This is a genomic window from Nitratireductor sp. WH36-1 (assembly GCF_058725515.1).
In genome coordinates, this window is record NZ_CM178970.1 from 1,891,971 (window position 1) to 1,905,572 (window position 13,602).

Consider the following 13,602-nt stretch of genomic DNA (forward strand, 5'->3'; position numbering starts at 1 on the left):
GGCCATGCAGATGAATATCAGACGGCTTGGAGCCGAAGACGCGCGCGCGTTCAGAGAACTGAGGCTAGAGGGGCTAAAGATGCATCCCGAGGCGTTCGGCGCTTCGTTTGATGATGAGCTTGCCCAGCCGCTCGAACGGGCAGCCGCACGTTTGGCGGAGAATGTCGTTTTGGGTGGATTTGACGCTGCTGGAGCCTTGCAGGGGATCATCGGCCCCCGCAGGGAAAAGGCGGCCAAAATCAGACACAGGGCCGGCATCTGGGGGATGTATGTGGTTCCTTCTGGTCGCGGCACCGGTCTGGCGAAAAACCTGCTGCAGGCAGCCATCAACGAAGCCATGGTTGATTGCCAGTCAGTTCTGCTTTCCGTGACCGCTTCAAACGAAGCGGCAAAAAGGCTGTATCAGCGCGCGGGTTTCAGGGAATGGGCGGTTGATCGGAAGGCGCTCTGCGTTGAGGGGGCATTTGTTGACGAAGTGCTGATGCGTCTCGACTTTGCCTGACAGCTGAGCCGACAGAGCCGCCCCGTCGCCGGTCGCGACTGCTTCCATCGCTCAAATCAGGGCGCATGCCGCGTTTACAAGAAAAAGCCCCCGCGCATGGCGCGAGGGCTTGAGACCGCCGTTCCGGGCTTCGATCAGGCAGCGCGGACCCGGATCGGCAGGCCCTGACGCACGGATGCGCCTGACACGGGCTCCAGCCAGGTGCCCAGCGTCTGCCGTGTCGGATCGGCAAAGCCCAGATCGTTGATGTTGACGCCGGCCGCAATCCACGGATTGCTGGCCATGGTCCTGTCGTCGATCACATGATCGCGCGCGCCCAGCTCCGTATGGCCGAAACTGTGCTCGATGCCGATCGTGCCGGGCATCACGCCATTGGTGACGATCGCCAGTCCGCGAATGGCGCCACCGGGGCTTTCCACCACGATCTCGTCACCATGGGCGACGCCGAGCGCCGCCGCATCCTCGCTGTTCACGAGCATGGGGTTGTAGGGCTTGATCATGCGCAGCCGCTCAAGCCCGATGGCATAGCTGTTCATCACGTTCGACTTGTAGGAGAAGGCGAGCATCGGCCATTCCTCCTCGGTGAAGTGATCGCGCATGGGGGAACCGTCGGCCATGACCGGCGGCTGCAGCTTTGCCGTGCCGAACAGGCGCTTGCCGGTCATGCTGTCGACGCAGGTGCCCACATCCTCGTTCCAGACGCAGAGCTGGCGCTTCCACAGATTGCCGAGCGTATCCCCCTTGCGCGCGTCGGCGAAAGTCTGGAACCGGCCGCCACGCGAATAAAGATGCGCCACGGGGCCGCGCTCTTCTGCCGGCAGGGTGGCCTCGATGGCCGGCAGAAGGCGTTCCAGGCCCGAGAAGCGGATGTCTTCTTCGCTGGCGTCGGGAAGCGTCTCGCCGGTGAAGGCGATGTTGGCCGCCGCACGCAGGTAGAAGTCTTCCGCCCGGTTGAGCGGATGCTTGCCGCCATTGGCGTCGGTGATGGCTGCATCGCCAAAGCCCTTGAGGCCGAGACGCTTGGACAGTGCGATGAAGAAACTGTCCATGCTGACGGGCTCGCCGTCCTGCGTCTTCGCCTGACGTGGCTCGACGATGGGCCAGCAGGCCGTGGTCATCTTGGTCAAATTGCCCGACCAAGCGCCCGTGAAGCCCCAGACTTCATACATGACCGAATCCGGCACGATGTAGTCGGCATAGGTGTTGGTCTCGTTGATGAAACCATCCACGGCCACATAGAGCGGCAGCACTTTGGGATCGGCGAGCTTGTCGCGCAGCACGGCCTTGAGACCGGCCTGGCCGTACATCGGATTGCACATGACGCCGATCATCGCCTTGATCGGGTAGGGATATCCTTCCACGGCAGCGGTGATGTGGTCGGTCAGGACCGGCGGCGCCAGCCGACGCCAGGGCGCACGGGCCGGGTAGGGGTTCTTGCCCTCGGCCTTGAGACGCTTGAACTCGCTCGTCTTCTCATAGGGGAAGCGCGAGCGCGACAGGAACACGCCCTTTGGCTTGCGCGCGCCTTCAAAGCCCGCGAGGTCGTAGCGGGGGCCTCCGGCAGTGCCGTTGAAATTGCCGCCGCCATGGGCGTTGCCGCCGGTGTGGTTGACGTTGCCGAGAAGGACGTTGAGCAATTGCAGCGAGAAGGCTGCATAGAAACCGGCACCCGACATCATGCCGCCATGGCAATCGACCACGGCCGTGCGGCCATGTTCGGCGAGCTTGTCGGCCATTTCCTGCATGCGCTCGACGGGGATGCCGCAGATCTCCGACATTTCGTCCAGCGTGTGCGCCTCAGCCTCGTCACGAAGCAGACGCAGGCCGGTGCGCACCTCAATGGTGTCACCATCCGCCAGCGTGACGGTTTCAGCGGCAAAGAGCGCTGCCTGATCGACGGCGTTGGCCGGCACGATCTGGCCATTAGCATCCACGACCATGGGCGCATCGTCTTCACCGCCCGCTACCTTGAGGCCTAGATCGGACTCGCGCAGGAAAGCGCCGGCGCGGGGGTGGTTCTCATCGATGATGACCAGATGCGTCGCATTGCTGTTGGAGGGCTCGCCAGCGGCCTTGGCGGCATCCGGGTTGGGGATGGCCAGATAGTCTGCCGCATAGCCTTCATTGTCGAACAGCAGCTTGATGAGCGCCATGCCGAGCGCTGCATCTGTGCCCGGCTTGACCGGCACCCAGTTGGCGCGCCTACCGGCGGCGCGCGCGACCGAGGCGTTCAGCGCCGGATCCACGACCATGTATTCGAGCGAACCGTCGACGCGCGCCTTGGACAGAAGCCGTCCCTGCCGCTTGAACGGGTTGCCGGCCTGCGATGGCGCGGTGCCGACGAACAGGCCGAACGTGGCCTTTTCATAGTCGGGCTTCACATGGGCGTTCTTGGCGAGGTCATTCATCATCGCGCCCGCGCCCATGCGGAAGGCGAGGCCGCAATAGGAGCCGTGATGGCCATAATTGCGGGTGCCGAACGCCTTGTCGGAGAAACGGCGCAGAAGGGCCGAACGTCCGTAGTCGGTGGCTTCCATGACCAGAAGCTGGTTGGTCATGGGGCCGTATTCGGGGTTTTCCGGATCGAGCGGCGTCTCATAGTCGTTGATCGCGGAAAGTCCGTCCACCTGGCCTTCGCCGAACAGATCGCCGCCCTCGACGATTTCCTCGATGAGCTGCTCGAAGCTGATCGTCTCCCACTTGCCTTCGCCGCGTTTTCCCGTGCGCTTCAGGCACTCGGTAACGCGCTGCGGGCTGGTCATCTGCGCGATCATGGCATTGCCGCGCGCGCAGGTGGTGGAGCGGTTGGCCCAGCCCTGATCGGCGTAGGCGGTGGTGCGCAGGAGCGCATCCTTGACCGGCATGGTCTCGTCGGTGTGCACCTCCGAGGACAGCGGGTTGAACGGGTTGCCGATCGAGCGCAGCACCTCTTCGGTGTTGTTGTCGATGCGCACCCGCACGCCACATTTTGTGGTGCAGCCATAGCAGACGGTGAAGGCGACGCGCTGGTCGGGATTGAGCTCCATCGCGCCGGTTTCGAGGTCGACCCTGTATTCGGGATCGAGCGCATTGCCGTAGACGGGGTGGCGGGGCTTTTCGCCCGAGCTGCCGGTCAGGCCCTTGGCCATGCGGGTCAGCGGCTCTGAATAGCCGGCGACGAAGGTGGCTGCGCCGGCGACGGCAACGCCACCCTTGAGCAGGTTGCGGCGGTTCTTATCCATGGCTGGGAACTCCCTTGGCGGAGATGTCGGTCTTTTCTGCGGGCGCGTCGGCGGGGCCGTCGAGCGCCTGTTTCCACGGTACGAACATGTCGATGACGAGCAGGAGGGCGATCCAGAGCCCGAAGGTTCCGATCACGCCGAGCCAGCCGCTGGACCCCCAGCCAACCACATATTCGAGATAGCCGGCGGTCTGCTTCTGCACCGTCTGCACGTCCATCAGCACGTTCCAGCGGGCCATCCAGGCGAGATGCAGCGCCACCAGCCCGATGATCCAGCCCCAGATGCGCGCGCCGTTGCGCCACACGAGCAGGAAGCTGACAAGCGTCATGGACGCCCCGACGGAGAGGCTCCAGATGGCCGTGGAGCGCCATTCGGCGCTGTGGCGTACCGACTGGATGGCGGCTGCGACGGAGCTGTCTTCCACGAAGATGCCCTCAAGCGCCCAGGCAAGGGCCACAAGCGCCGTCACCACCGCGGCGGCGACAACCACCATCAGCATGTTGCGGTCGGTGTCGGCGTCGCGCGCGCCGGTGAAACGGTTGAGAACGAGCACCAGACCGGCAGCGCCGATGAAGCCGGTGGCAGCGAAGAAGGGCAGGAGCCATTGCGTGTTCCACAGCGGACGACCTTTGAGGATGGCGACTTCGCTGCCGGTATAAATGGCAATGGCGAACGACATCACGGCGGCGAACAGCGCAAGTGCAACGACTGCGAAGCGCGGGGTCTGCCAACCGCCAAGCGTGGCGATGCGGGCGATGAGGCCGGTCATGTCGTCACGCGTGCGCCAGGCCAGCATGGGCTCGCGCCAGACAAGCCAGGCGAGTGCTATGATCGCGAAGACGAAGGGCGGCAGCATGAGGCTGCCGATGGACATCCACGACCACGGTGTGAAGTAGGCATAAAAATGCCAGAACCGCAGCGGCTGATGCAGATCGGCCAGAAGCGCGATGGGGGCAACGATGGCGGTTGTCATCGCGCCAAGGAGCGCATAGCGCGCCGTCGCCTTCCAGCGGCGTGCGCCGAGAAGACCCGGCAGGGCCAGCCAGAGCGAGGCATAGGCCAGCGCAATCATGAAAAAGTACTGCACGGCCCATGGGTACCAGGCGATCTGGTAGCGTGGCGCGAGGATCTCAATGACCGCTGAATTCATAGTGCAACTCCTCATTGTCCGTGCCACGGATTTCCCAGATCGAGGCGAAGGCCTCGGGGCGGTCGACGAAGCGTTCATCCATGCCGAGATAGAAGACGTGCGGCAGCGTTCCCTTTTCGGGCTGCAGAACCTGCAATTCGTCCCGGTGCTCGGCGATCATGCGGGCAATGGTGCTTTCGGGATCGTTCAGATCGCCGATGATGCGCGCGCCGCCGACGCAGCTTTCAACACAGGCCGGCAGAAGACCGGCTTCCAGCCGGTGGGTGCAGAATGTGCACTTGTCGGCGGTCTGCGTCTTGTCGTTGATGAAGCGCGCATCATAGGGGCAGGCCTGTACGCAATAGGCGCAGCCGACGCAGCGCTCGGCATCGACGACGACGATGCCGTCTTCCTGCTGATAGGTGGCCTGCACCGGGCAGACCGGCACGCAGGGCGGGTTGTCGCAGTGATTGCACAGCCGCGGCAGGAAGAAGGTCGACATGTCGCCTGTCTCAGGATCGTCGACCTCATACTGCGACACGATGGTGCGGAACTTGCCCAGCGGCGCATCGTTTTCCAGATGGCACGAGACCGTGCAGGCCTGGCAACCGATGCAGCGGCGCAGGTCGATAAGCATGGCGTAGCGCTTTGTGGGATCACCGCCGCGACGCGGCGGCTGGTCGTTGATGGCGGCTTCCGCCACCGTGGCCAGTGGCACGAGGCTGGCGCCCGCGGCAAGCCGCGCGAGCTGCCCCATGAACATCCGTCTTGCAAGATCCATGTGACCTCCAATGAGTTTGGCTAGCCCGCGAATCTGCAGGCAGGCATTGCTACGAAAGTCGTAGCCCGGAGGTGCGAGGTGGAATTTGACCAGAGTCAAAATTCCAAAAATATCAATGAGTTATGCTTTTTAGCATGGGTGTGATGCATTTCTGCATGCCTTGCCGGCAATGGGAGCCGCGTAGCAGCGCTGCCCTGCCATTGCTGTCTGGCGGGGCTTTCCGTTTCGCGCGGGATGGTGGGCGCAGGCTAGAGCATCGGCCCGAAAATCGGAATCGATTTTCGGAAAGCACGATGCGCAGATTGAATAGGTTAGAGCGTCCTTTGTGCATTCGAATGCACGGCGCTCTAGAAGAGCTGCAACCCCTTGAAGCTCACATGGCCGTTCTTGCCGATGATGATGTGATCATGCACGGCGATGCCGAGCGGTGTCGCGGTTTGCACGATGGTCTTGGTCATCTCGATATCGGCGCGTGACGGCGTCGGGTCGCCCGATGGGTGGTTGTGCACCAGCACCACGGCGCTCGCCGACAATTCCAGCGCGCGCCGAACGAGTTCGCGCGGATAGACCGGCGTGTGGTCGACCGTGCCCGTCTGCTGCACTTCGTCGGCAATGAGCTGATTCTTCTTGTCGAGGAACAGGACGCGAAACTGCTCGCGCTCCTCATGCGCCATGGAGGCGGTGCAATAGTCGATGACCTGTGACCAGGAGGACAGCAACTGTCGGCCACGCAGTTCGGCCTTCAGCATGCGTCGGGCGAGGGTGGCGGCAATCTTGAGATCGCGTGCGGCAGCCTCGCCAATGCCTTCCACTTCCTGCAGAAGGCGCTCTGGCGCGCCGAGCACTTCGGGAAGCGAACCGAAGCGCTCCAGAAGGGCCTTTGCCGGCCCCTTGGTGTCTGCGCGGGGAATGGAGCGGAAGAGGAAGAGTTCGAGAAGTTCGTAATCCAGAAGCGCTTCGCTTCCATTGTCGGCGAAGCGCTGCCGTAACCTGTCTCGATGGCCGTGATAGTGCGGTTTTCGCGCTGGCTTTGCGCGTTCTATCTTCGTGGTCGGTCCGACTGGCCCTTCAGCAAAGAATGTGTGCTCGTCCTGCCTGCCCATAAGTGCCTCCCCCTTGCACCGCTCAAACAGGCGTGAGTCCGTAAGGGACTGCACGCACCGGTAGAGCAGTTTAGGCGGAGAGGCCGGGGCGGTCGAGCCCTGCAGGCGAAAGGGTGAAGATTTCACAACCGGTTTCGGTGACGCCGATCGAGTGCTCATACTGAGCCGAAAGTGAGCGGTCGCGCGTCACAGCCGTCCAGCCATCCGAGAGCACCTTCACATGCGGACGACCCAGATTGATCATCGGCTCGATGGTGAAGATCATGCCAGGCCGCATCTCGACGCCTTCGCTCGGAGTGCCGTAGTGCAGAATGTTCGGCGCGTCGTGGAACAGCTGTCCGAGGCCATGGCCGCAGAAATCGCGCACCACGGAGCAGCGCTCGCCTTCCGCATAGGACTGGATGGCGGCGCCGATTGCGCCGGTGCGTGCGCCAGGCTTTACGGCGGCGATGCCGCGCATGAGGCATTCATGCGTGACTTCGAGAAGCCGTTCGGCCGCGCGCTTGATCGTGCCGACCGGATACATGCGGCTCGAATCGCCGTGCCAGCCGTCGAGAATGTAGGTGACGTCGATGTTCACGATGTCGCCTTCGCGCAGCGGCTTGTTGTCTGGAATGCCGTGGCAGACCACATGGTTGATCGAGGTGCAGGTGGACTTGGTGTAGCCGCGATAGTTGAGCGTCGCGGGAATGGCGCCATGGTCCATGCCGAACTCGAAGACGAAACGGTCGATCTCGTTGGTCGTCACGCCCGGCGCGACGCGGTCTGCCAGCTCATCAAGGCAGCGCGCCGTGAGGTTGCACGCCTTGCGCATGCCTTCAAAGCCCTCTTCGCCGTAAAGGCGGATCTGGCCGGTATTACGCATGGGGGCGGAGTCTGCTTCGAGATAGGTGACCATGGGGCTTTGGTTCGCTTGCGCTTTGTTCAATAATCGTTGTGCCGGATTTTGCGGCTTTTATCGCACGATGTCTATCAGACGATCCGGGCGGATGGCTTCAGGAGTGATTTGGCATTTGATGGCGTAAGCTTCAACCCCGGCGGCGCTGGCCTGCGCAAAAGCCGCAGCATAGGCGGGGTCCAGATCGCCACAGAGGCGGAAGCGGTCGCAGTCGCCGCGCTGCACCAGATAGATCATGATTGCGCGGTGGCCGGCGGCGCGCATGCCGATGAGCTCATGCAGGTGCCGCGCGCCGCGCTCCGTGACCGTGTCGGGGAACTCGGCCAGCCCCGGCTCGCGCATGAAGTGGACGTTCTTGACCTCCACATAGGCGCAGGCGCGGTCTGCGGCCTCCAGAAGCATGTCGATGCGCGAGCGCTCTCCGTAGCGTTGCTCGCGCTTCAGGACGGGGTAGGCGGCAAGATCGGAAACGAGGCCGGCGTGGATTGCTTCTTCGGCGAGCCTGTTGGGCAGGCCGGTGTTGATTCCGACCAGCGTGTCGTCCGCCTCCACGATCTCCAGGCGATGGGCGTATTTGCGCTTGGGGTCGTCGGAGTGGGAGAGAAAGACGCGTGACCCTTCAGCGGTCAGGCCCAGCATGGAGCCGGTGTTGGGCACCGAAACCGTTGTCTGCGTTCCATCCTGCAGGATGACATCGGCCAGGAAGCGCTTGTAGCGGCGGATCAGCCGGGCTTCTATCAGGGGCTCTGGAAACTGCATTTGGGTCTTTCCGAAGGGAGAGTCTTTTCAGCGGGTTGCGTGGGCTTCTGCAAGCGCTGATTCAGGTGGGCGGCTGGCCGTGGGCACTGATCGCTGCGCGCTTACTGTAATAACGGCCGAGCACGAGCGGCGTCAGATACATGGGGATCTGATAGCAGCCGATAAAGAGCAGAAGTGAATCGGTGACGCTCGCAGGAAGCGCAGTGAGGAAGAGGCCGATATTGCGGTTGCCGGCGGCAATGCCCAGAGGCGCTGCAATGGCTTTGGAGCCGGAGCGTTCCAGAAGCGTGGTCACGGCGAGCTGGAGAAGAAAGTTCGCCGCGAAGGCAATGGCGAGGTTGAGGCCTACAAGAGCGGGGTCGATCAGCAGGGTTTCGCCAACGGCGGACATGAGCCCCACAACGACCACACCCATGAGAATCGCGGAAAGACCGTCGATCGAGCGTATGGCGCCGGGACCGGGACTGCGTAACGCGAATCGGCGCAGCAGGAAGGCAGCAGAGACCGCCAGCGCGATAACGGCCAGCAGACGGCCTGCGGCCGCCAGAATCACGTCAGCGCTCCCCAGTGCGGGCGTGAGCCAGAATACGGGCAGAACGGTGAGTGGCAGGAGCGCGGTGCCGAGCGTCATGACCCGCATGACCGGTGCAGGATCGTTTCCCGTCATGATCGCCAGATGCGGGCTGCCGGAAACGGGCGCGGCTGCGGCCATGAGCACCAGAGCGGTGGGCAGGACGCCGGTCCAGCCGATGGCGAGGAAGAGGAGGGCGAAAACGAGCGGAAGCGCCAGCTGAAAGGCGAGCGTGGCGACGAGGGACTGCCGCAGGTCGCTCAATGCGCCGATGAGGGCTCTGGGGCCGACGCGCAGCGCTGCAAGAAAGAGCAGGCCGGCGATCATTTCCGCAATCCATGGCTTTGCGGCGTGTGCTGCTGCCGGAGAAGCGATTCCCGCCACAAGCCCGGCTATCAGAAAGAATCGCGCATGCGAGGCTGCAAAGCCGAGCGTATTCGAAATGGCGGTCAGTGCGCCCTGCATTCTCCCCGCCTTTCTCCCAAGGTCTCGACGGTAGGCGACTGGCCATGTGTCGAAGACATCTGCATCCGACAAGTACGCGGACTGCGAGAGCGGGTCAAACCGAAGCATTCGGCTGACGTTTTACTATGTGCAATTTCGGGAAAGAAACTGGCACGCCCAACGGGACTCGAACCCGTGTTTCCGCCGTGAAAGGGCGGCGTCCTAGACCGCTAGACGATGGGCGCGCTCGAGAACGAGACGGCTTATAGTAAGCTTCGCTGCATGGGGCAACCCATCAATTGATGGAACATGCATTTTTTTCAAAATTATTTTCTGCGGCGGCAGCGCCAGTTCCAATCGCGCTCCGGACCGACGTCCACATGCACGGATTTCGTGTGGCAATAGGTGCCTACACCACCACGGCCCGGCATGGAGCGAACGAACTTGGCCAGCTCCCATTTGCTGACGCCGGAAATCTGGATGTCGGCTGCCGCGCAATACATATGCAGCGACTTGCGGGCGCCGCGGACGCGACGGTTGTAGTTGGGGCTGCGATAGCCGGAGGTGACGACGATTCGCTTGCCATAGTGGCGCTCAATGGCCTTGAGCATGCCAACGAGCGCTGGCTTCAGGCAGGCAGTGTCGACGCTTTCGCGCTGCTTGAGGAGGCCATTGGGCGCAAGGCGCGCCATGCCGGCCGCAGAGGCGACCTGATAGGCAGGCTCTTCTTCGTAAATGTCGGCGTCGGCATCATCGTCCGCGCCGGACTTGCTCGAGAATTCGAACAGGCTGTCACCCTGGCGCACGCCGGGAAGGGCCGCGCCGGTGCCGAGGGATGCCGTTACGGGCCGGCTCTCGGAGGTGGCGGCGAGAACCACTTTGGGTTTCTCTTCGGCCTTCTTTTGCGTCTTCTTCGGGTCGATGAGCGGGCGGGCCGCTCTTTCCGCAGCCTGGGCGGCTTTCGGTTCGCGAGCCGAGAAGAAGGCGGCAAGGAAAGTCTGTTTCTTGGCTGATGCTTCCGCCTCGGCTGCTGCGACGGCTTCTGCCTCCGCAGTTTCTGTTTCCGCCGGGCGCGCTGCAGGCTGGGGAACCTCTGCGGCGGCTGTCTGTGTCGTGGTTTCGGCAGCCTGTTGCGCTGCGGTCTCTACCGGCGCTGTCTCGCCGGCCGGGGGCTGCTCATTTGTCTGAGCGGTCTGTGTCTGGGGTTCCGGGGCCGGGGTGGCCGCCGTTTGGGAGCCGGGGCGCGCTGCCGGGAGTGGAACACTGCTGCCTTCAGCGGCATTCTCTTCGCCAGGTGCTGCGGCAATAAGGTCGCTGTCGCTGGCCTCAAACCCGTCTTCGCCGGCGCTCGCCTGCAAATCGGTCGGTGTCAGGCCGAACTGCGTTACCGGATCTGATGTGGTGGAGCATGAAGCAAGAAAAAGAGCGCAAAGAACGCTGGCAAGGCTCGCACGCCCGCTACTCATCAACTTCATACAGCGCTTTCCGCTCTCGTCCCCCAGCAACAGAAGTCTGCCCCCTCATATGAATTCACGAACCAAACAACCCATGCCCGGTTACGGGCATGCAGCCACCGTTTGTCTGCTAACGAATCTTGGTCCCCATGTGGATAACTATCATAGGCGTTAGAAAACAATTAAGGCAACAACATGTTAGCTTTTAAGCATAGGCCAGAGACCCGGCTCAGTGCGTAAAAGCTTCTTTCGTTCGGTTACAACGCGTGATCAAGGTTTTGGTCCTTATCCAAGGGCGTGATCAGGCGCGGGTGCGAACATAATCTCCGGGTGCGTCGGCCAGAGCTTTCTTGCCTTTTGCGGGTTTGCGCGCCTTTACCTCTTCCTTGTCGAGGCCGGTGATCCATTCGTGCCATCTGGGCCACCAGGAGCCCGCGTTCTCCTTCGCCTGCGCCATCCAGTCGTCCAGTTCGCCTTCAGGCTTCGGTCCGCTCCAGAACTGGTATTTCTTCATCTCGGGCGGGTTGATCACGCCGGCGATGTGGCCGGACCCCGCGAGCACGAACTCCACCGGTCCGCCGAAGAAACGGCTTCCCAAAAAGACGGATTTCGCAGGCGCGATGTGATCCTCGCGGGTGGCGAGGTTGAAGATCGGTATGTCGACATCTTCCAGATGCAGCGTCCTGCCGCGCAGCACCGCGCGACCCTGCGAGAGATTGTTCTCCAGATAGCAGTTGCGCAGGTAATAGGAGTGGTTCGCCGCTGCGAGCCGGGTGGAATCGGAGTTCCAGTAGAGAAGGTCAAAGGGCAGGGGCGCCTGACCGCGCAGGTAGTTGTTGACCACATAGGGCCAGATCAGGTCGCCCGCGCGCAGCATGTTGAAGGCGGTGGCCATGCGTGTGGCGTCCAGAAAGCCGCGTTCACGCATTGCCGCGTCCAGCGCCTTTATCTGCTCTTCATCGACAAAGACCTTGAGATCACCGGCAAAGGTGAAGTCCACCTGCGTCGTCAGGAAGGTTGCAGACGCGATGCGTTGCTCACCCTCTGCCGCCATCAGCGCGAGGCCTGCGGCAAGCAGTGTGCCGCCCACGCAATAGCCCATTGCGTTGACCTGCTTCTCGCCCGTTGCCTGTTCGATCGTGTCGAGCGCGAAGCGAATGCCCTCATCAATGTAATCACCCCAGTCCAGACAGGCGTGGCGCTCATCCGGGTTGATCCACGAGATGACAAACACCGTGTGGCCCTGTTCCACCGCCCAGCGGATGAAGGAGCGCTTGGGGTTGAGGTCGAGAATGTAGAACTTGTTGATCCATGGCGGCACGATGAGCAAGGGCCGCTTGAACGCTTTCTTGGTGGTCGGCTCGTATTGCAGCACTTCCACAAGCCGGTTGCGGGCGATGACCTTGCCCGGCGTGGTGGCGATGTTCTCGCCCACCTTGAACTTGGAGGCGTCGGACTGGCGCAGTTTCAGGTCGCCCTTGCCAGCGGCGATGTCCTCGGCGAGCATGCGCATGCCGCGCACGAGATTTTCGCCGTCGCTCGCCATGGTTTCACGGTAAAGCTCGGGATTGGTGAGCAGGAAGTTCGATGGCGAAAGGGCCTGGCTCATCTGCTCGACATAGAAGCGGGCCTTGTGGCGCGTCGCCTCATCCAGATTGTCGGCTCCATCAACCAGGTCGGCCGCCCAGCGCGCGGTAACCAGATAGGCCTGTTTCAGGAAGCTGAAAAAGGCGTTGCGGCCCCATTCGGGGTCCTGAAACCGCTTGTCCCTGTCGGATGCCGGCGCATAGTCGGCGATGTTGTCTTCGCTCATGCGGCGGATCGCATTCGCCCAGATGCCCATGAACTCGCCAAAGAGCCGCGTCTGCGCCTCCAGTGCGCGCGCCGGATCGCTCAGCCAGTATTCACTGACGCGGGAGAACGTTTTGACCATGTCGGCGAGGGGCGCTGCGGAAATGTCGGTCGATTCGCCACTTTCACGGGCCTGCCTCCAGGAGGCAGCCGCCTTGCCGAGCTCTTCGAGCGCCTGCGCCAGATTCTGCGCAAAACGCTGCGGATCTTTTGCGAAATACTGCTCTACCGTGCTGTCTGCTTGGTTTTCTGCGCCATTGGTCTGCTTTTCATGAGCCATGTTCTGCGCCTACAACCTAAACGCGCCTTTCAACGGGCGCGGTGTTAACATAATCTGACGGGAGGCTCCCCCTCTGCCATCATGCATGGTAGTGGCTTGAATCGGAAGAGAATATGAAAATCAAATCTCACGGCGGTTTTTTTCGCGCAGTCGCGCTTCTCGCTCCGGTGGTTGCGTTGCCGCTGATTCTGGGGGGGTGCATGAGCGCAAGCCTGGAGGATGCAGCGCCCGCCGCCGCCCTCCGCACGCCGCCAGTGGTTCCACAACCCGCCCCGCGCACGGCGGCAACGCCGTCGCAGAAGCTGACACCAGGTTCGCCCACGCCGGGTGCAAATGTGACCGGAGCTTATCCTGACCTGAATGTGCCGCCGGCCTCGGCGACAGCGCCCATCGCGCCTTCGGAAAAGGATGCGCTGATGCGCGACCTGACAGCGACGCGGCAAAGGCTTGAGAACAGTGCGCCGGCAAATAATGCGGATGCCGAGGCGCGCCGTCTGCGCAATCTGGCGAAAACCCATGCCGAGCGGCAGCTTCAGGAAATCGAAAAGACCGAGTAGGGACGGGGGTCCTGCTCTCGACCGTTGACGGGATTGGGTATATGAGGACCGG

Annotated in this window: 11 protein-coding genes and 1 tRNA gene; 2 read left to right on the top strand and 10 right to left on the bottom strand. The window is 62.5% G+C overall.

What is annotated here, in order from left to right; translation table 11 throughout:
- Positions 1-4 precede the first annotated feature (4 nt).
- Complete coding sequence (locus AC4PTT_RS08940; protein WP_492162535.1) at positions 5-502, top strand: GNAT family N-acetyltransferase; 498 nt, start codon at positions 5-7, stop codon at positions 500-502.
- A 134-nt stretch (positions 503-636) separates the two neighbouring features.
- Here the strand turns inward: AC4PTT_RS08940 and AC4PTT_RS08945 are convergent, their stop codons facing one another.
- From AC4PTT_RS08945 to AC4PTT_RS08990, 10 genes are all read right to left on the bottom strand, one after another.
- Positions 637-3,723, bottom strand: a complete 3,087-nt coding sequence (locus AC4PTT_RS08945) for a molybdopterin dinucleotide binding domain-containing protein (RefSeq protein WP_492162536.1) — start codon at positions 3,721-3,723, stop codon at positions 637-639.
- The gene (gene nrfD / locus AC4PTT_RS08950; RefSeq protein ID WP_492162537.1) at positions 3,716-4,873 is read right to left on the bottom strand and encodes an NrfD/PsrC family molybdoenzyme membrane anchor subunit; all 1,158 of its coding nucleotides are present in this window, start codon (positions 4,871-4,873) and stop codon (positions 3,716-3,718) included. The genes AC4PTT_RS08945 and nrfD overlap by 8 nt, the downstream gene beginning before the upstream one ends.
- Positions 4,854-5,633 (bottom strand): sulfate reduction electron transfer complex DsrMKJOP subunit DsrO, encoded by a 780-nt coding sequence (gene dsrO / locus AC4PTT_RS08955; RefSeq protein WP_113155460.1) that lies wholly within the window; start codon positions 5,631-5,633, stop codon positions 4,854-4,856. The genes nrfD and dsrO overlap by 20 nt, the downstream gene beginning before the upstream one ends.
- Before the next feature lie 347 nt (positions 5,634-5,980).
- A complete protein-coding gene (radC, locus tag AC4PTT_RS08960; RefSeq protein WP_475084354.1) occupies positions 5,981-6,736 on the bottom strand; it encodes a RadC family protein in 756 nt (251 codons plus the stop codon).
- A gap of 70 nt (positions 6,737-6,806) precedes the next feature.
- The gene (map, locus tag AC4PTT_RS08965; RefSeq protein WP_113155458.1) at positions 6,807-7,634 is read right to left on the bottom strand and encodes a type I methionyl aminopeptidase; all 828 of its coding nucleotides are present in this window, start codon (positions 7,632-7,634) and stop codon (positions 6,807-6,809) included.
- 57 nt (positions 7,635-7,691) lie between these two features.
- Entirely contained in the window at positions 7,692-8,393 is a 702-nt protein-coding gene (gene sfsA, locus AC4PTT_RS08970; RefSeq protein ID WP_492162538.1) for a DNA/RNA nuclease SfsA, read from the bottom strand.
- A gap of 61 nt (positions 8,394-8,454) precedes the next feature.
- The gene (locus AC4PTT_RS08975) at positions 8,455-9,429 is read right to left on the bottom strand and encodes a hypothetical protein (protein ID WP_492162539.1); all 975 of its coding nucleotides are present in this window, start codon (positions 9,427-9,429) and stop codon (positions 8,455-8,457) included.
- 148 nt (positions 9,430-9,577) lie between these two features.
- Positions 9,578-9,653: transfer RNA gene (locus AC4PTT_RS08980), tRNA-Glu, on the bottom strand.
- Positions 9,654-9,734: 81 nt separating this feature from the next.
- Positions 9,735-10,883 (bottom strand): YcbK family protein, encoded by a 1,149-nt coding sequence (locus tag AC4PTT_RS08985; RefSeq protein WP_492162540.1) that lies wholly within the window; start codon positions 10,881-10,883, stop codon positions 9,735-9,737.
- Positions 10,884-11,163: 280 nt separating this feature from the next.
- Positions 11,164-12,993, bottom strand: coding sequence for a PHA/PHB synthase family protein (locus AC4PTT_RS08990; RefSeq protein ID WP_113155455.1), 1,830 nt, complete (start codon positions 12,991-12,993; stop codon positions 11,164-11,166).
- A 200-nt stretch (positions 12,994-13,193) separates the two neighbouring features.
- Here AC4PTT_RS08990 and AC4PTT_RS08995 point away from each other — a divergent pair, with 200 nt between their 5' ends.
- Positions 13,194-13,550, top strand: a complete 357-nt coding sequence (locus AC4PTT_RS08995) for a hypothetical protein (protein WP_492162541.1) — start codon at positions 13,194-13,196, stop codon at positions 13,548-13,550.
- The last annotated feature ends 52 nt before the right edge of the window (positions 13,551-13,602 follow it).